Source organism: Sphingomonas faeni, from assembly GCF_023195535.1.
In the GTDB taxonomy this organism is placed as follows: Bacteria; Pseudomonadota; Alphaproteobacteria; order Sphingomonadales; family Sphingomonadaceae; genus Sphingomonas; species Sphingomonas faeni_B.
In genome coordinates this window covers 524,463-539,360 of record NZ_JALPNF010000002.1, presented here as the reverse complement: position 1 = coordinate 539,360, position 14,898 = coordinate 524,463, and the positions used below count along the sequence as shown (strand labels likewise).

Here is a 14,898-nt window from a genome sequence, read left to right as displayed (position 1 = left end):
CCCCTAGATCTCGAAGCTGATCATCTTGGACATGATGAAGGCGCCGATCGCCATCCACACCATGCCGCCCATGCCGATCGCCATCAGCCGCTCGTCGATGAAGAAATTCTGCATGTAGGTCCCGTTGATGAACCAGATCAGCCCGAAGACGATGAACGGCAATGCGCCGATGATATACGCCGATGCCTTGGATTCCGACGACATCGCCTTGATCTTGAGCTTCATCTGGCCGCGCATGCGCAGCACGTGCGACAGGTTGGCCAGCGTCTCCGCCAGATTGCCGCCCGTCTCGCGCTGGATCGCGATGGTGATCACGAAAAACTGGAATTCGGGCGTGCCGAGCCGGTCCGCGGTATCCTGAAGCGCGGCGTCCATCGTTCGGCCGATCTTCATCTTGTCGCTGACCGAACGGAATTCCTCGCCGACCGGACCCTCCACTTCTTGACCGACGACGCCGATCGTTTCGCTGATCGGCAGGCCGGAGCGGAGCCCGCGCACTAGCAGGTCTATCGCGTCGGGGAACTTGGCGGTGAACTTGCCGATACGCCGTTGGATCGTCTTGCTGACGACGAAATGGGGTAGGCCCACGCCGACGAAGACACCGAACAACAGCGCGAGCAGGATGGGCAGGCCTTTCAACAGCATCAAAGCTGCAATCACCAGCGCGATCCCCGCGGTCGCCAGACCATATTGGCCGACCGTCCACGTCTTGCCGGTCATCGCCAGGCGCTTGGCGAGTTGTTCGGGGTTGGGCAAGATCCGGGTAAAGGCGAGATCCATTTTGGTATCGCGGTTGGTCGAAATTCGCCGCAGCTGCGCTTCGGCAACCACCAGGGCGTCGCCATGACGCTCGCGCAGCGAGGCGATCCGCCGCGACTGCGCGCGTCCGGCTGACGGGCCTGCAAAAGCGAATACGACCATCCCGAGCACGATCGCGGCGCCGAGGATGACCAACAGGAATGGCATCATCTCCATCGCGCCTATCGCCTTCCGCCCGTCGTCGTCGATATGGTCCGGCTGTCGCTCATGGCGTTTTCGCCTTGCCCGTACGCTTGGGGATCAACCCCTTCAGGTCGCCGAACTTGCCGATCAGCGACTTGCCCTTTGGCTTCGCGCCGTCGGTCGCGCCCTCCGGCACGGCCGAGGCGATCGCGGTAGCGAGTGCGGTGATCGGTGCGATGGTCTTCGACGTCTTGCCGACTTCGACGAACGGCTTGCCGAGCTTCGCCGCCTGCGATGCGAGCTTCTGGTCGAACGACACCAGGTAATCGATCTTTCGCTCTATCGAGCCTTCGAAATCCTTGCGGCTGATTTCGAGCTGACCGCCGGCGTGCATCCGGTTGGCCAGTACGAACAACCGCGTCTGCGGTGCGTTCGTCTTCATCCAGGACAGGATACGGATCGTGTCGCGCGCCGATGCGAGCGTCAGTTCGGTAACGATCACACCCAGTTGAATGTCGCTGACGAGTTGCGGATGCTGGATCAGCATCGCGCGTGGCAGGTCGACGACGGTGCATTCGAACGCCGCGCGCATTTCCTCCTGCAATTGATAGAAGGCCGATCCGTCCGTCACGAGCGGCGCGTTGATCGGCGCCTCCGCCGACAGGACCGACAGATTCTCCGATGCCTTGACCATCGCACGCTCGATGAACAGGCCGTCGATCCGGCTTGGATTGTCGATCGCATCGGTAAGGCCCCGTCCCGGCTCGAGATCGAGACTGAGTGCCCCGGTGCCAAAATGGACGTCGAGATCGAGCAGCGCGGTAGCACGCTTCTCCTTGTCCGCGAGCAACCAGGCCAAGGACGTCGCGATCGTCGAAGCGCCCACGCCACCACGCGTGCCGATCACCGCCACCGAGCAATGGGGTCGATCGGTCGAAATCTCCACGTGCTTCGGTGTGTTCAGCAGCGCCTGCGCATGCCCGAATGCCTCGCGCAGCATGTCGGCATGCAACGGTTTCAGCAGATAGTCCTGGATCCCGCTCGACACGAGATCACGATAGAGTCGGACATCGTTGACCTGTCCCGCGGCAATTACGACCGTTCCCGGTTCGCATACTTCCGCAAGCGCGTTGATGTCGTTGAGCGGGTCGCCGGATTCGGCGAGATCGACGAACAGGATCTGCGGCGAGGCCGACACCGACAGCGACTGGATCGCGTTGCGCAGGCCACCCTTGTGGATCTTCTCGACCGCCCAGCCGAGTTCGCTCGCGATCGGGCGCAAGGCCTCGGCAGTGATCTCGTCGCAGACATAAGCGGTGAAGGGCTCGCGGTGCGCGATGCCGCCCGGCTTCCAGGGTGCGTTCATCACTTGCCTCCCGTGCTGACTGCGGTGAGGCCGGCGGCGCCGGTGGGCGGCTTCTTGCGATAGGTATCGATCGCCTTGTAAGACAGCGCCGCGTCGGTGGTCTCGGTACCCGGTGTCCCGCGCACGAGATCGGCGGGATTGGCGATCATCGCCGCGAGGTTGCGATTGGTCGCGCAGCCATAGTTGGACGAGGTGTTCGCTTCGAAGTCGTTCGTCGAATCGCGCGACCAGTCGGGGCAACCGGGCACGGCCGCGCGCATCCGGCTGACCACCACGCGGATCGATCCGGGTGTCACGGGGGCGGGCGTGACGGGCGCATCGGCGCTCAGCAACAGGCCGTAGCGGGAAATGACCGCGGATACGTCATCACGAGCGCGAAATCCTTCCGCGGCTGGATCGTCGATCGTCACCCGGTCACCATAACCGAGCCGCATCGTCTCGACCCAACCCGCCAGACGTTCTGTTTCGCCGGAGGCGAGCGCGCCGCCTGCGACGCCCAGGTCGAGGGCATAGTCGGTACGGCTGACGACCGGTTGATGGACCGATTCGAGGCCGCGATTCTCCGTGCCCATGCAACCGCCGAGCAGCAGTGCGGGGACGAGAGACGCTAGGATCGATTTGTTGATCATCGGATATCCTTGGTGCGTTGCGCGAATGCGCGGCTCAATTCGAGAAGCCGGGAGCGGGCACGACGCCCTTTTTCGATTTCGTGCCGGTCTTGATATCGGGACGGGGCACGGCGTCGTCCTCGGTGCGACGAACGTCGCCGCGTGGCATCGGCAGGACCGGGGCGGCCGCGCCGACCGATGGCTGGGCGTAGGTTGGCGGCGCGACCGTCGGCACCGGTCGCTTGCCGCCGCCGCTCGCGCTGAGCGTACCCAGCAAGACCCGGTCGAGATCGCCCGGCGTCCGTGCACCGTCGGTCGGCAACGCGATGTCGCTCGCATTGTTGACCGGCTTCACCAGATACGGGGTGATGACGATGACCAGTTCGGTCTCGTTGCGCTGGAACGCGTTGGACCGGAACAGCGCGCCGATGATCGGCAGGTTCGAAAGCCCCGGCGTCTTGTCGTAAGAGTTATTGTGGCTGTTCGACAGCAGGCCGCTGATCATCATGCTCTGGCCCGAACCCAGTTCGACGGTGGTCTCGGTCCGGCGGGTTGTTATGCCTGGCACGCGCGTGCTGTTCAGCGTCACGGCATTCGAATAATCGAGTTGCGAAACCTCAGGGCGAACCCGCAGCGAGATCCGGCCATCCGACAAGACCGTCGGCGTGTACGCTAGGCTGACGCCGTATTGCTTATACTCGATCGAGATCGTGCCGAGCGCCTGCGCCAGCGGGATCGGGACCTCGCCGCCCGCCAGAAATGTACCCGTCTCGCCCGACAAGGCCGTCAGATTCGGGTTGGCGAGCGTCGTCACCTGGCCGATGGTCTCACCCAGATCGATCGCGCCGATCAGGTCGAGCCCGAGCAGCTTGCCGGCAAGACCGAACGTAGAGCCCAACGTCGTTTGCGTGACCCCGCTTTGAACGGGTGCGGTGAAGCCCGTCGACAGCGTGCCGCCCGGAACAAATTGCGTGCTGGCGCCGCGGCCCTGGGCAACGCCGAATTTGAAGCCGCCCGTACCGTCTCGGCTTTGCACGTTCACCCCGATGTTCTTGATGAAGCTGCGGGTGACTTCGGCGATCCGCACTTGCAGGTTCACTTGCAGCGGTGTCGCGGTCTTCAGGCGAGACAAAACCTTCGTCGAGTCGCCGACGAAGGCCTGCACCAGCCGCTCGGCCTCGGCGGCGTCCTCGGGCGCCAGAACCGTGCCGGTGAGCAGGATAAGGCCGTTCATCGGCGTCGCGACGACCTGTGCCTCGGGCATCGCCAGCCCGAGCATCTGCTGGACCGAATCGAGGTTGTTGCCGACCCGGACGGTCGCCGCATAGACCACCGCGCCACCCTTGGTGGTCGCAGAAATCGTCGTCTCGCCGGTCTTCTTGCCGAATAGATATAATTGCGTCGGCGAGCGAACCTGGACGTCGGCGATCGTATCGTCCGCCACGAACAGGTCGGTCATCGGCCGGGCCAGCGTCACCAGCCGACCGCGGCCGGTGTTGACCTGCACGACGGGCGAGCCGGTCGTCACGGCCACGGCGGCTTGGCGTTGCGCGAGAGCGGGAGCGAACGGCGCGGCGCTGGCCGCGGCCAGGGCGATGGCCAGAGGCCAACCCGGCGACGTCATCGGAATACGCATCTCAGTTCTTCCCCCCGACCGGAACGATCGTGATTGCGTTGCCGCGCGCCACCCGTACGATCGGCCCCTGTACGGCGACCCCGGCAGCTCCGCTGGCGACTGGTGCCATCGGCATTGTAGACATCCCCCCCTGGCCGCCGCCGCTTTCGCGCGGTTTCCCTGGGACCGAGCTCCGCTGATAGCGCGAGACGTCGGCACCCGTCTGATAGCTCGAAGTCCCCCCCTGGGGTTGGCTCGCAAGCCGCATCATCATCGCCTTCTCGGCCTTCGGATCGGTGCCGTCGGGCACCTTCACGGCCCCGGAGGCGATCGCCTCTTCGAGCTCGGCGGAATTGTCGGCGATCGAGCGCAGCGACAGCGACAACGTGCCGAGGGTCTGCGCGACCGCGACCTGCTCCGCCATCTTCGGCGTCGCCTCGATCGTGACGTTCGAGAACGCCTGGACCTTCGTCTTGCCATCTTCGCCGACCAGATTGTCGGTGCGCTGGTCGGTCGCGAGCACGCGGACGTTGCGCATGATCGTCTCGGACACCTTGAGCGGTTCGCCGTCGCCGCCGCCCGGCACCGCCTGCGTCAGCACGAGATCGATTCGATCGCCGGGAAACACGAACCCCGCGACCGCGGCCTGTGCCGAGACGGGGACGGTAACCGCCCGCATGCCTGGCCCCAGCGCGGCGGCCAGGAAACCGCGATCGCCCGGCTTCACCAACGACCCCTGCGTCACCGGCTGCCCGGCGGTGATGATGCTGCGCACCACCGTGCCCTGCAGCGACTGGAGGTTGGTCTTGTCCCGCAGGTAATAGGCGTTGTCGACCAGCTCCTTGGGCCAGGGCTGAAACTTCAGCGCGGTCGCATCGAGGATCGTGCCGACCGGCAGCGAGCGGGTCGCGACCAGCACTTCGGGCCCGTCGACGACTGGCGCGGCCATCACGACGGCACCGGCTTGCGGCGCAGAGCTGCCGGCGATCAGCGTTCTGGCAAAGAATGCCGTGATGGCGGCGACGATCAGCGCGCCAACCAGCAATATGATCTTACGACTGTCCATGACTAGTTCGTGCCTTTCAGGCGCCGGTATTTTGCTTCGGCGTTAATCATGACTGAAACTGATTAAGGAGTGGTTCGCGCAGCGCGAGTAGCCCGGCCATTGCTATCGCAACGCCGTATGGCACTTCGATCTGACCCGAGTTATTCTTGATGCCGCGCTCGATCATCATGACGACCGTCACCACCCCGCCGGCGATCGACATCACCATCAGCATCGATAGGAAGGCGGGGAACGGCAGCCACAGCGCGAGCGCGACGATCAGCTTAACGTCGCCGCCGCCCATCATCCCGAAATGGAATGCGACGAGGAAGACCGCGAACACCGCGAGCGCCACGCCGACCTGCAACGCCATGTCGGGCCAGATGCTCAACCCATTGGCATACCACCAGACCGGCGCGAGCAGCGCGACCGTGGCGGTCTTCCAGTTGGCGATCTCGCGCGTGCGCGCGTCCTGGATGCCCGCGGAGACCAACAGGCCGCCGAGCACGAGAATCAAAATTGGAAGAGCAATGTTCCACCCCATCGGCTAAGCCCTAACGGAGATGGCTTTCGAAAAAGTAACCGTCCCGACTGGTCCTGCATTCGACCCCGTACGCCGCGCGATCCCCGCCGACGCACAGGTCGGTCATTGGGTCGCACCTGATGGTTGGAAACTGCGCCGCTTCGACTGGGCGGCAGCGAACCCGAGCGGACGGCTGCTGTTCCAGACCGGCCGCGGCGATATCTTCGAGAAGTATCTGGAGACGTTCGCGCACTTCCATGCGCAGGGCTGGTCGGTCACCGCGTTCGACTGGCGCGGGCAGGGGGGCTCGGGGCGGTTGTCGCCGGACCCGCATGTCGGCCATGTCGGCGACTATGGCATCTACGACGCGGACCTCGCGGCGTTCTGGGCGGATTGGAGTGCGGAGGGCGCGGGCCCCCGAATCGTTCTGGGGCACTCGATGGGCGGGATGATGGTCGTCCGTGCGCTCGCGGCCCGGTCGATCGATCCCGACGCGGCGATCCTCGTCGCGCCGATGATTGGGCTGAAATCGCCGATCGGTGCCGCCGTCGCCGCCCGCCTCGCGCGCTGGATCGCGGCGCGCGGTGACCCGATGCGCGCGGCGTGGCGCGGCAACGAACGGCCGGGCGCGCTGGCGTCGCGCCGATCGCTGCTGACGCATGACGGCGATCGCTATGCCGACGAACGCTGGTGGCAGGACCGGCATCCCGACCTGGTGCTCGGACCGCCGAGCTGGACTTGGCTCGCGCACGGATTCGCGGGTGCCGCCGCACTCATATCGGATCCGCGGATCGAGACGATCAAGACGCCGGTGCTGATGCTGATCGCCGACGCGGACAAGCTGGTCGACCCGCGCGCGGCGTTGCGGCTCGGCGCGCGCCTGCCCGATGCGCAGATCCTCCGGTTCGGGCCCGAATCAGCGCACGAGATCCTGCGCGAGGCGGACGGCGTGCGCGACCGTGCGCTAACGGCGATCGATTCGTTCCTGGCGGCCGTCGTGCCTGCGCGTCCGTGACGCCGGTCTACGACATCGCGATCGTCGGCGCGGGCATGGCGGGTGCCAGCCTCGCCGCCGCGATCGGATCGCGCGTGACTGTGCTCGTGCTCGAGGCGGAGGATGCACCCGGCTATCACGCCACCGGTCGCTCGGCCGCATTCTGGTCGGAAACCTATGGCGGCCCCGATATCCAGCCGCTCACCACCGCCTCGGGTCCGTTCCTCGACGCCGGCGGACACCTCGCGCCGCTCGGTTCGCTTCACATCGGTCGCGCCGGGGACAAGGCGGCGATGGAGGCGTTCCTCGCCGAGTTCGCCGGCAGCGACGTCGTCCTCGACCGAGTCGATCCGGCCGCGTTCGTACCCGGTCTCCGCGCCGAATGGACGCTCGGCATCCAGGAAGCGAGCTGCGCCTATATCGACGTGGCCGCGCTCCACGCCGAGAGCATCGCCACCGCGCGCCGTGCCGGTGCGACCTTCGTCACCGATGCCGCGTTCGTCGGCGCGACCCGCACCGCCGGTGTCTGGACTATCGAGACGAAGGCCGGCAGCTTCCAGGCCCGCACGCTCGTCGACGCCGCTGGCGCTTGGGCCGACGATGTCGCGGTGCGCGCGGGCGTCCGTCCGCTCGGCCTGGCCGCCTATCGCCGGACGATGGTGCAGCTTCGTACCGACCCGGGCGCCCCCGAGAGCCTGCCGCATATCGCCGACATCGCCGGGCGCTTCTATTTCAAGCCCGAGCCCGGCGGTCGCCTCTGGCTCAGCCCGCACGACGAAACGCCGACCGACCCGTGCGACGCCGCGCCCGAGGAGATCGACGTCGCGATCGCGGTCGACCGGTTCGAGCATGTCGTCGACTGGCGCGTCGCCGCGGTCGAGCGGAGCTGGGCGGGCCTGCGCACCTTCGCGCCCGATCGCCTGCCGATCTATGGCTTCGACCGCGACGTGCCCGGCTTCTTCTGGTGTGCAGGCCAGGGCGGCTTCGGCATCCAGACCGCGCCTGCCGCGGCATTGCTCGCCGCCAGCCTCGTGCTCGGCACGCCTCCCGACCCGGCGGTCGCGGCGATCGACCCTGCACGCTATTCGCCCGATCGGTTTTGAGTTAGCCTGCGACCTCCTTTCACCGAGGGATAGTCGATATGGCGCACAAGTTCGTGATCGAGCAGAACAAGGCCGGCGAGTATGTCGCCAAGTTCAAGTACAACAGCGAAACGATGTTCTGGACCGAGGGCTATTCGAGCAAGGCCGGCGCGAAGAACGCGATCGAGTCGATCATCAAGAACGGCCCCGCCGCGCCAGTCGACGAAACCTGAAGCAATCGCCCGAGTCGCGCGGGCGTCCTGAGCCAAACAGGGCGCCCGCCGACCGTATCTGGCTCCTGTCGCGTTGAATTTGAGGTCAGCGCGTGCCCGGATTCCGCACAATTCGCATACCAATATGCTGCATGAATCCCATTTCATGCTGGAGAAATTCCGGATTCGTTCTCGGAAAAATCCAACAATAATGACTTATTTTCGAAAACTAGAGAAATGTTAATTTATTTGCTTGGTTAACACGCCATCAACTGCGCGTCGGCAGAGCAAATCCACGGCTTTCAGGTAGAAAGACCGGAAAAACTGTGATGTCGACACCTCGTCGTTGTTGAGGGTGTAACGATCATGAACGAACTCTTTGTGGGAAGTGCGGTTTCTACGATCAGCGCGCGTGGCGAATTGATCCTTCCCGAGCATTTCTGCATTACGATACAGGCACGACAGGCGCGCGAGGATCTGTTCATCGGTCTTCACGCCGACGATCCCTGCATGCTGGTCTACGATCGCCGCAGCGTGGCCGACCAGCATTGTGCGCTGGCGGAGCTTGGCGGCGAGGCGACGTGGGACAGCGGAACGCGCGACACGCTGCTGCGGCGGCGCCTCGGCTTCGTTGCGCCCGCACAGATGGACGGCAAGGGGCGACTGCGCATCGCGTCGTGGATGCGGTCGCGGCGGGGTGTGCGCCAGCGCGCGCTGCTGGTCGGCATGGGCCGTCATTTCGAAGTCTGGAACCTGGATCAGGTGCTCGAACAGGGGCCGGGCGACCTGATCGTGCTGGCCGCGCTCCATCTCGATTCGCTCACTCTGGCATCGCCCACCATCAAGGAGGATCATCATGAACCTGCTCTGTCACGCCTCGGGGCACGTCGCCGCGCCGCTCGTCCTGGAAAATCAGGGGTTCCTGTTCAGCCGCTGCCAGCGCTGCCGGCACGACCTGATCCGCTCCGCGCCATCGGTGGTCGGGTCGGCGGCCGATAGCTGGACCGGCGTTCCGGAAGGATTGCGGGTGGCGTGGCGTTCGACGGACGTGTCGGCGTTCGATCGGCCGTCATGGTTGCAGCAGTCCTGGGTCCGGATGCGGGACCGCGGTCAGCAATCCGCGATCGCGGTCGGCGATGCGGCGCAGGTCGCGCTGGCGGTGGTCGGCTGGCACGCCACCGACGCGGCCCGCCGTGCCAAGGCAACGACGCTCGCCGCCTATCGCTCGAGCCGCCGCGTGATCCGCCTGCCGCGTCCGGCCCGGCCGCCACATGCCGGCATCGTCATCATCAACCTGACGATGAACCGCGATCCGTCCTGGCGGGAAACGGTGCGCTCCGACACGCAGTTCGGTGAGGTGGTCGGCGCGTGACGTTGCGGGGTTGGCCGACGATCGTCCCAATCAGTCCGTCACCCCGGACCTGTTCCGGGTCCACCGGGCCGCGCGCCAACGGGCTATAAACCAGGGCCAACGGTGGATGCCGGAACGAGTCCGGCATGACGGACGATGGGGGCACAGAACCCTAGATATCGAACGGGACACGTTCATCCCGTCCGTCAGTGACAACCTCAGCGCCGCCCCGCAGCCACTGCGGCATCGCTGGCCAGCTTGTCCGCGCGCTCGTTCTCCGGGTGGCCGGCATGACCCTTGACCCATTGCCATTCGATCTTGTGCCGCGCCACCGCAGCCAGCAGCGCGTGCCACAGTTCGGCGTTCTTCACCGGCTTCTTGTCGGCGGTCTTCCAGCCGTTGCGCTGCCAGCCCTTCACCCACTTGGTCAGGCCGTCCATCACGTATTTGCTGTCAGTGTACAGCGTCACCGCGCACGGCCGCGTCAGCACGTTGAGCGCCTCGATCGCCGCGGTCATCTCCATCCGGTTGTTGGTCGTGGGCGTCTCGCCACCCGACAATTCCTTCTCGTGCGCGCCCATGCGGATCACCGCGCCCCAGCCGCCGGGCCCCGGATTGCCCTTGCACGCGCCGTCGGTGAAGATCTCGACCTTCGTCATGGTCGGGGCAGCTACGTCGTCAGTCATGCGAATAGATCGTCCTTGCGATACGCCTCGAATCGCCGCCAGTACGCCAGCGGATCCTTGCGCGTCACCAGCGCATCCGCCGGCGTGTTAAGCCAATCCCACGCCCGCGTCGCCAGGAAGCGAAGGCACGCCCCCTGCGCCAGCACCGGCAGCGCGGCGCGCTCGGCCGACGACAGCGGATGCCGATCGACATACCCCGCGACCAGCGCCTTGCCGACCCCGGCGTCATAGCCCTCGCCCTGCGCATCGAACGCCCAGGCGCTGTGCAGGATCGCCAAGTCGTACGCGCGGATATCGGTGCACGCGAAATAGAAGTCGATCAGCCCCGTCACCCGGTCGCCGAGCATTAGCACATTGTCTGGAAACAGGTCCGCGTGGATCACGCTGCGCGGCAGGTCGCTCGGCCACGCGGCGGCGACCGCATCTGCCGCGGCACTCACCGTATCGAACAGCCCCGGCTCGATCGCATCCAGATCGCGGCCACATTTCGCCAGCAAGGCGCGCCAACCGTCAGCCCCCAGCGTATTCGGTCGCACGCCATCGAACCCGGCGAGGCTGACGTGCATCGCGCCCATCGCGGCACCCGCCGCATACGCCTGCGCCTCGCTCGGCTGCGACACCGACACCCCGGTCAGGAACTCGATCAGGCACGCCGGCCGCCCGCAAAGCTCGTGAATCAGCGCACCGCTGCGATCGGGCAGCGCGCGCGGCACTGGGTTGCTGTCGACCGCGAGATGATCGAGCATCGCCATGAAGAACGGCAGATCGTCCGCCGACACGCGCTTTTCGTACAGCGTCAGGATAAATCGCCCGGTCGTCGTGTCGACCAGGTAATTGCTGTTCTCCACCCCCTCGGCGATGCCCTTGGCCGAAACCAGTTCGCCGTGATCGAACTTGGCGAGGAACGCGCCCAGCGCCTCGGCCGACACCTGCGTGTAGACCGCCATGTTAGGCGGCCGCCTCCAGCCCGCGGGGCAGCTTGAACGCGATCGTCTCGCGGTTCGTCTCGACCTCGCGCTCGGTGACGCTGAAGCGCTCCGACAGCCGATCGACCAGTTCGCGTACCAGCAGCTCCGGCGCGGACGCGCCCGCGGTGATCCCCAGCGTGCCGATACCCGAGAGGAAGTCCCAGTCGAGTTCGCTCGCGCGCTGGATCAGCATCGCCGGCGTCCCCTCCCGCTGGGCGACTTCGACCAGACGGACCGAGTTGGACGAGTTCGGCGCACCGATCACCAGCATCGCATCGCAGCTATGCGCGATCGCCTTCACCGCCGTCTGCCGGTTCGAGGTCGCGTAGCAGATGTCCTCGCCACGCGGCGGCAGCATTTGCGGGAAGCGGCGCTGCAATGTCGCCACCACCGCGGCGGTATCGTCCACCGACAACGTCGTCTGCGTCAGGAAGGCGAGGTTCGACGGATCGGCAGGCGCGAAGACCTCGGCGTCCTCGACCGTCTCGATCAGCGACATCGCGCCTTCGGGCACCTGTCCAAACGTGCCGATCACCTCGGGATGCCCGGCATGGCCGATGAACACGATATGGCGGCCCTGCGCGACCAGCCGTTCGGCCTGGCGGTGCACCTTCGATACCAGAGGGCAGGTCGCATCGAGATATTCGAGCCCGCGATTCTGCGCGTCGAGCGGCACCGACTTGGGTACGCCGTGCGCCGAGAACACGACCGGGGCGCCGTCCGGCACCTCGTCCAGTTCCTCGACGAAGATCGCGCCCTGCGCTTTCAGCGTGTCGACGACGAACTTGTTGTGGACGATCTCGTGGCGGACATAGACCGGGGCGCCATGCTTCTCGATCGCCAGTTCGACGATCCGGATGGCGCGGTCTACGCCGGCGCAAAAGCCTCGGGGTGCTGCGATCAACAGTTCGAGCGGCGGCTTGTCGGTTGGGCTCATGATGCGTCAGCCTCTACGCGATTGCTTGCCTGGACGATAGCCGGTTCCTATGGTGCGCCGCGACAGGGGCCGCTTGCGACACGCGGTGGCCCTTTCGCTCGTTCGAGAAGGTAAGCGTCGCCGTGAAAGCCCCCATCCTAGCCGTTTCGGCGTGTGCGATCCTCCTGACCGGGTGCGCCGGCAAGGGCGAAGTCGACGCGACCGGCGGCATTTCCGCGGTCCGGTCGGTTTGCCCGCCCGTGGCGATCCCCGCTGCGACCGGTGACATCACGCTGTTCAATCCCGCCACCAGCCGCGACCAGTCGGCGATCGACGTCGCCGCGTTGATGACCAATGTCCGCTCGACCTGCGCCGACGCGACCGACCAGGTCGTCACCAGCATCACCTTCGACATCCGCGCCCGCCGCACCCGTACCGAGGGTGCCCGCGACGTGACCCTGCCGTACTTCGTCACGATGGTCCGCGGCGGCACTGCCGTCGTCGCCAAGCGTATCGGCCGCGTCGCACTGCATTTCGATGCCGGCCAGGCACTCGCCTCGACCTCGGCGACCGCCTCGGCAACGGTCGCGCGGTCGGCGGCAACGCTGCCCGACGACGTCCGCGAGAAGCTGACTCGCAAGCGCAAGGCCGGCGATCAGGACGCCGCCGTCGATCCGCTGAGCACCCCGGAAGTCCGCCAGGCCGTCCTCCGCGCCAGCTTCGAGGCACTGGTCGGCTTCCAGCTCACCGACGACCAGCTCAAGTACAACGCCACCCGCTAAGCCATTGTCCCTCTCCCCGCCGGGGAGAGGGAAGGGGCCCGCCGCTCTTGCGGTGGGAAGGGAGAGGGGCGTGAGGCTAAAGACGCCGGCCCCTGCCCGTCCGTCATGCCGGGCTCGTTCCGGTATCCACGGTTCCGCAAAATCGAGAAAACTCAGGGCGCGGAACGGTGGACCCCGGAACAAGCCCGGGGTGACGGAGAGAGTATCTGCCCCGTCTAAATCTTCCCCCGCCCCGAAACCCTCGATTGACTAAGATTGTGCGCCGCGTCACAACTCGCGGCGTCGATGTCGGGTAACCGGCATGGCACCGCGCGGGAGAGCGTTTCCGGTCCTTTGAGGGCTGATGGAACCGCCGAAGGAGCAACCACCCCGGAATCTCTCAGGCACCAGAGACCGCGCGAGGCTGATCGACACTCTGGAAAGCGTCCTGGCGTAAGCCGAGGGCCACCGAAGGGGTAAGCGCTGGACATTGTTCGCGCGAAAGCTCTCAGGTCCCGTGACAGAGGGGGTTCGGATCGCAGCACCACCGGGTGCCGCGCGCCCCTTCGACGGAGACGAGCATGAGCGACACCGAACTGCGCGATTACGCCAGCATCATCGATCAGGCCGACGATTACGTCGAGCCCGAGATCCTGCCCTTGCCGCTCGACGCCTGGCACCGGGCGCATGGCGCACGCATGGTCGAGTTCGCCGGCTACGAAATGCCGATCCAGTATGAAGGCATCATGGCCGAACACGCCTGGACGCGCGACTCGGCGGGCCTGTTCGATGTCAGCCATATGGGGCAGCTCGTCTTCTCCGGCGAAGGCGTCGCGCACGCGCTTGAAACCGTCCTGCCGGGCGACATTGCGGGCTTGGGTGAGGGCAAGATGCGCTACTCGCTGCTGCTCGCGCAGGATGGCGGCATCCTCGACGATCTGATGGCCACGCGCCTGCCCGACGACCAGCCTTCGCCCTTCTCCGCGCAGGACGTCGAGCCCGAGGCGTACGACCCGCTCCACCCGTCGCCGACCGCGAGCGGCAGCTTCTACGTCGTCGTCAACGGCGCCACCAAGTACGACGACATTAGCTACCTGATCGAGCACCTGCCCGACGACGTCACGATCAACATCCTCGAAGACCAGGCATTGCTCGCGGTGCAAGGACCCAAGGCGGTCGAGGCGGTCGCGCGGATCGTCCCCGGCGTCGACGGCCTCGTGTTCATGACCGCCGGCGCGTTCCACTGGAACGATGTGCCGCTGTGGATCAGCCGCTCTGGCTACACCGGCGAGGACGGCGTCGAGATCTCGCTTCCCGCCGAGCACGCCGTAGCCTTCGCCGACGCATTGCTCGTGCTCCCCGAGATCAAGCCGATCGGCCTCGGCGCACGCGACTCGCTGCGTCTCGAAGCCGGCCTTCCGCTCTACGGCCATGACCTCGATCCGGAGATCACGCCGGTCATGGCCGATCTCGGCTTCGCGCTGTCGAAGCGTCGCCGCGAAGCCGCCGATTTCCCCGGTGCCGAGCGGATCCTCACCGAGCGCGAGCACGGCCCCGCCACCAAGCGGGTCGGCCTGATCGTCGAGGGCCGCCAGCCCGCGCGCGAAGGTGCCGAAGTGATCGACGATACCGGCGCGACGATCGGCCGCCTCACCAGCGGCGGCTTCGCGCCGACGCTCGGGAAGCCGATCGCGATGGCCTATGTACCGCTCGCGCTCGCCGCACCTGGCACCCGCATCGAAATCGCGCAACGCGGCAAGGTCCACACCGCCACCGTCACCGCGATGCCCTTCATTCCCCACCGCTACGTCCGCGCAGGAGCCAAGTGA

Annotated in this window: 16 protein-coding genes and 2 riboswitches; of the genes, 6 read left to right on the top strand and 10 right to left on the bottom strand. The window is 66.1% G+C overall.

Annotation, left to right across the window (positions count from 1 at the left end; translation table 11 throughout):
• Nucleotides 1-3: 3 nt before the first annotated feature.
• The 6 genes from SPHN_RS06960 to SPHN_RS06935 are packed head-to-tail and all read right to left on the bottom strand — an operon-like array spanning nucleotide 4 to nucleotide 6,120.
• The gene (locus SPHN_RS06960) at nucleotides 4-975 is read right to left on the bottom strand and encodes a type II secretion system F family protein (protein ID WP_248522242.1); all 972 of its coding nucleotides are present in this window, start codon (nucleotides 973-975) and stop codon (nucleotides 4-6) included.
• 49 nt (nucleotides 976-1,024) lie between these two features.
• On the bottom strand, nucleotides 1,025-2,308 hold the full coding sequence (locus SPHN_RS06955) for a pilus assembly protein CpaE (RefSeq protein WP_248522240.1): 1,284 nt from the start codon (nucleotides 2,306-2,308) through the stop codon (nucleotides 1,025-1,027).
• Complete coding sequence (locus SPHN_RS06950) at nucleotides 2,308-2,937, bottom strand: CpaD family pilus assembly protein (protein WP_248522239.1); 630 nt, start codon at nucleotides 2,935-2,937, stop codon at nucleotides 2,308-2,310. The genes SPHN_RS06955 and SPHN_RS06950 overlap by 1 nt, the downstream gene beginning before the upstream one ends.
• A gap of 34 nt (nucleotides 2,938-2,971) precedes the next feature.
• A complete protein-coding gene (locus SPHN_RS06945) occupies nucleotides 2,972-4,552 on the bottom strand; it encodes a type II and III secretion system protein family protein (RefSeq protein WP_248522237.1) in 1,581 nt (526 codons plus the stop codon).
• A 1-nt stretch (nucleotide 4,553) separates the two neighbouring features.
• On the bottom strand, nucleotides 4,554-5,597 hold the full coding sequence (gene cpaB, locus SPHN_RS06940) for a Flp pilus assembly protein CpaB (RefSeq protein WP_248522235.1): 1,044 nt from the start codon (nucleotides 5,595-5,597) through the stop codon (nucleotides 4,554-4,556).
• Nucleotides 5,598-5,643: 46 nt separating this feature from the next.
• Entirely contained in the window at nucleotides 5,644-6,120 is a 477-nt protein-coding gene (locus tag SPHN_RS06935) for an A24 family peptidase (protein WP_248522233.1), read from the bottom strand.
• Between the two features lie 19 nt (nucleotides 6,121-6,139).
• On the opposite strand from SPHN_RS06935, the gene SPHN_RS06930 reads away from it, so the two are divergent.
• Genes SPHN_RS06930 through SPHN_RS06920 form a run of 3 tightly spaced genes read left to right on the top strand, consistent with a single transcriptional unit; the run spans nucleotide 6,140 to nucleotide 8,408 of the window.
• Nucleotides 6,140-7,114: an alpha/beta fold hydrolase gene (locus tag SPHN_RS06930; protein ID WP_248522231.1), complete on the top strand. Its 975-nt coding sequence runs from the start codon at nucleotides 6,140-6,142 to the stop codon at nucleotides 7,112-7,114.
• Nucleotides 7,111-8,196, top strand: coding sequence for an NAD(P)/FAD-dependent oxidoreductase (locus SPHN_RS06925; RefSeq protein ID WP_349238471.1), 1,086 nt, complete (start codon nucleotides 7,111-7,113; stop codon nucleotides 8,194-8,196). The genes SPHN_RS06930 and SPHN_RS06925 overlap by 4 nt, the downstream gene beginning before the upstream one ends.
• Before the next feature lie 38 nt (nucleotides 8,197-8,234).
• Nucleotides 8,235-8,408 (top strand): YegP family protein, encoded by a 174-nt coding sequence (locus SPHN_RS06920; protein WP_248522229.1) that lies wholly within the window; start codon nucleotides 8,235-8,237, stop codon nucleotides 8,406-8,408.
• A 219-nt stretch (nucleotides 8,409-8,627) separates the two neighbouring features.
• Here SPHN_RS06920 and SPHN_RS06915 read toward each other — a convergent pair whose 3' ends face one another.
• The gene (locus tag SPHN_RS06915; protein WP_248522227.1) at nucleotides 8,628-9,245 is read right to left on the bottom strand and encodes a hypothetical protein; all 618 of its coding nucleotides are present in this window, start codon (nucleotides 9,243-9,245) and stop codon (nucleotides 8,628-8,630) included.
• Between SPHN_RS06915 and SPHN_RS06910 the strand changes: the two genes are divergently transcribed.
• Nucleotides 9,244-9,759, top strand: a complete 516-nt coding sequence (locus SPHN_RS06910; protein ID WP_248522225.1) for a hypothetical protein — start codon at nucleotides 9,244-9,246, stop codon at nucleotides 9,757-9,759. The genes SPHN_RS06915 and SPHN_RS06910 overlap by 2 nt on opposite strands.
• 197 nt (nucleotides 9,760-9,956) lie before the next feature.
• Here SPHN_RS06910 and rnhA read toward each other — a convergent pair whose 3' ends face one another.
• From rnhA to ispH, 3 genes are read right to left on the bottom strand one after another with little or no spacing between them, the layout of a single operon-like run.
• Entirely contained in the window at nucleotides 9,957-10,424 is a 468-nt protein-coding gene (gene rnhA / locus SPHN_RS06905) for a ribonuclease HI (protein WP_128455367.1), read from the bottom strand.
• Nucleotides 10,421-11,371: a homoserine kinase gene (gene thrB, locus SPHN_RS06900; protein ID WP_248522223.1), complete on the bottom strand. Its 951-nt coding sequence runs from the start codon at nucleotides 11,369-11,371 to the stop codon at nucleotides 10,421-10,423. Before thrB ends, rnhA begins: the two co-directional genes overlap by 4 nt.
• A 1-nt stretch (nucleotide 11,372) precedes the next feature.
• On the bottom strand, nucleotides 11,373-12,329 hold the full coding sequence (gene ispH, locus SPHN_RS06895) for a 4-hydroxy-3-methylbut-2-enyl diphosphate reductase (RefSeq protein WP_248522222.1): 957 nt from the start codon (nucleotides 12,327-12,329) through the stop codon (nucleotides 11,373-11,375).
• 122 nt (nucleotides 12,330-12,451) lie between these two features.
• Between ispH and SPHN_RS06890 the strand changes: the two genes are divergently transcribed.
• On the top strand, nucleotides 12,452-13,090 hold the full coding sequence (locus SPHN_RS06890) for a hypothetical protein (RefSeq protein ID WP_248522220.1): 639 nt from the start codon (nucleotides 12,452-12,454) through the stop codon (nucleotides 13,088-13,090).
• A gap of 302 nt (nucleotides 13,091-13,392) precedes the next feature.
• A riboswitch (glycine riboswitch) is annotated at nucleotides 13,393-13,496 on the top strand.
• A riboswitch (glycine riboswitch) is annotated at nucleotides 13,497-13,603 on the top strand. It abuts the riboswitch before it with no gap.
• Nucleotides 13,604-13,650: 47 nt separating this feature from the next.
• Entirely contained in the window at nucleotides 13,651-14,898 is a 1,248-nt protein-coding gene (gcvT, locus tag SPHN_RS06885; protein WP_248522218.1) for a glycine cleavage system aminomethyltransferase GcvT, read from the top strand.

Coding starts and splice junctions, on each gene's coding strand:
- SPHN_RS06915 (WP_248522227.1), bottom strand. CDS start 9,245: ATGATGATCCTCCTTGATGGTGGGCGATGCCAGAGTGAGCGAATCGAG.
- thrB (WP_248522223.1), bottom strand. CDS start 11,371: ATGGCGGTCTACACGCAGGTGTCGGCCGAGGCGCTGGGCGCGTTCCTC.
- SPHN_RS06960 (WP_248522242.1), bottom strand. CDS start 975: ATGGAGATGATGCCATTCCTGTTGGTCATCCTCGGCGCCGCGATCGTG.
- ispH (WP_248522222.1), bottom strand. CDS start 12,329: ATGAGCCCAACCGACAAGCCGCCGCTCGAACTGTTGATCGCAGCACCC.
- SPHN_RS06945 (WP_248522237.1), bottom strand. CDS start 4,552: ATGCGTATTCCGATGACGTCGCCGGGTTGGCCTCTGGCCATCGCCCTG.
- SPHN_RS06910 (WP_248522225.1), top strand. CDS start 9,244: ATGAACCTGCTCTGTCACGCCTCGGGGCACGTCGCCGCGCCGCTCGTC.
- SPHN_RS06920 (WP_248522229.1), top strand. CDS start 8,235: ATGGCGCACAAGTTCGTGATCGAGCAGAACAAGGCCGGCGAGTATGTC.
- SPHN_RS06935 (WP_248522233.1), bottom strand. CDS start 6,120: ATGGGGTGGAACATTGCTCTTCCAATTTTGATTCTCGTGCTCGGCGGC.
- SPHN_RS06930 (WP_248522231.1), top strand. CDS start 6,140: ATGGCTTTCGAAAAAGTAACCGTCCCGACTGGTCCTGCATTCGACCCC.
- rnhA (WP_128455367.1), bottom strand. CDS start 10,424: ATGACTGACGACGTAGCTGCCCCGACCATGACGAAGGTCGAGATCTTC.
- gcvT (WP_248522218.1), top strand. CDS start 13,651: ATGAGCGACACCGAACTGCGCGATTACGCCAGCATCATCGATCAGGCC.
- SPHN_RS06955 (WP_248522240.1), bottom strand. CDS start 2,308: ATGAACGCACCCTGGAAGCCGGGCGGCATCGCGCACCGCGAGCCCTTC.
- SPHN_RS06950 (WP_248522239.1), bottom strand. CDS start 2,937: ATGATCAACAAATCGATCCTAGCGTCTCTCGTCCCCGCACTGCTGCTC.
- cpaB (WP_248522235.1), bottom strand. CDS start 5,597: ATGGACAGTCGTAAGATCATATTGCTGGTTGGCGCGCTGATCGTCGCC.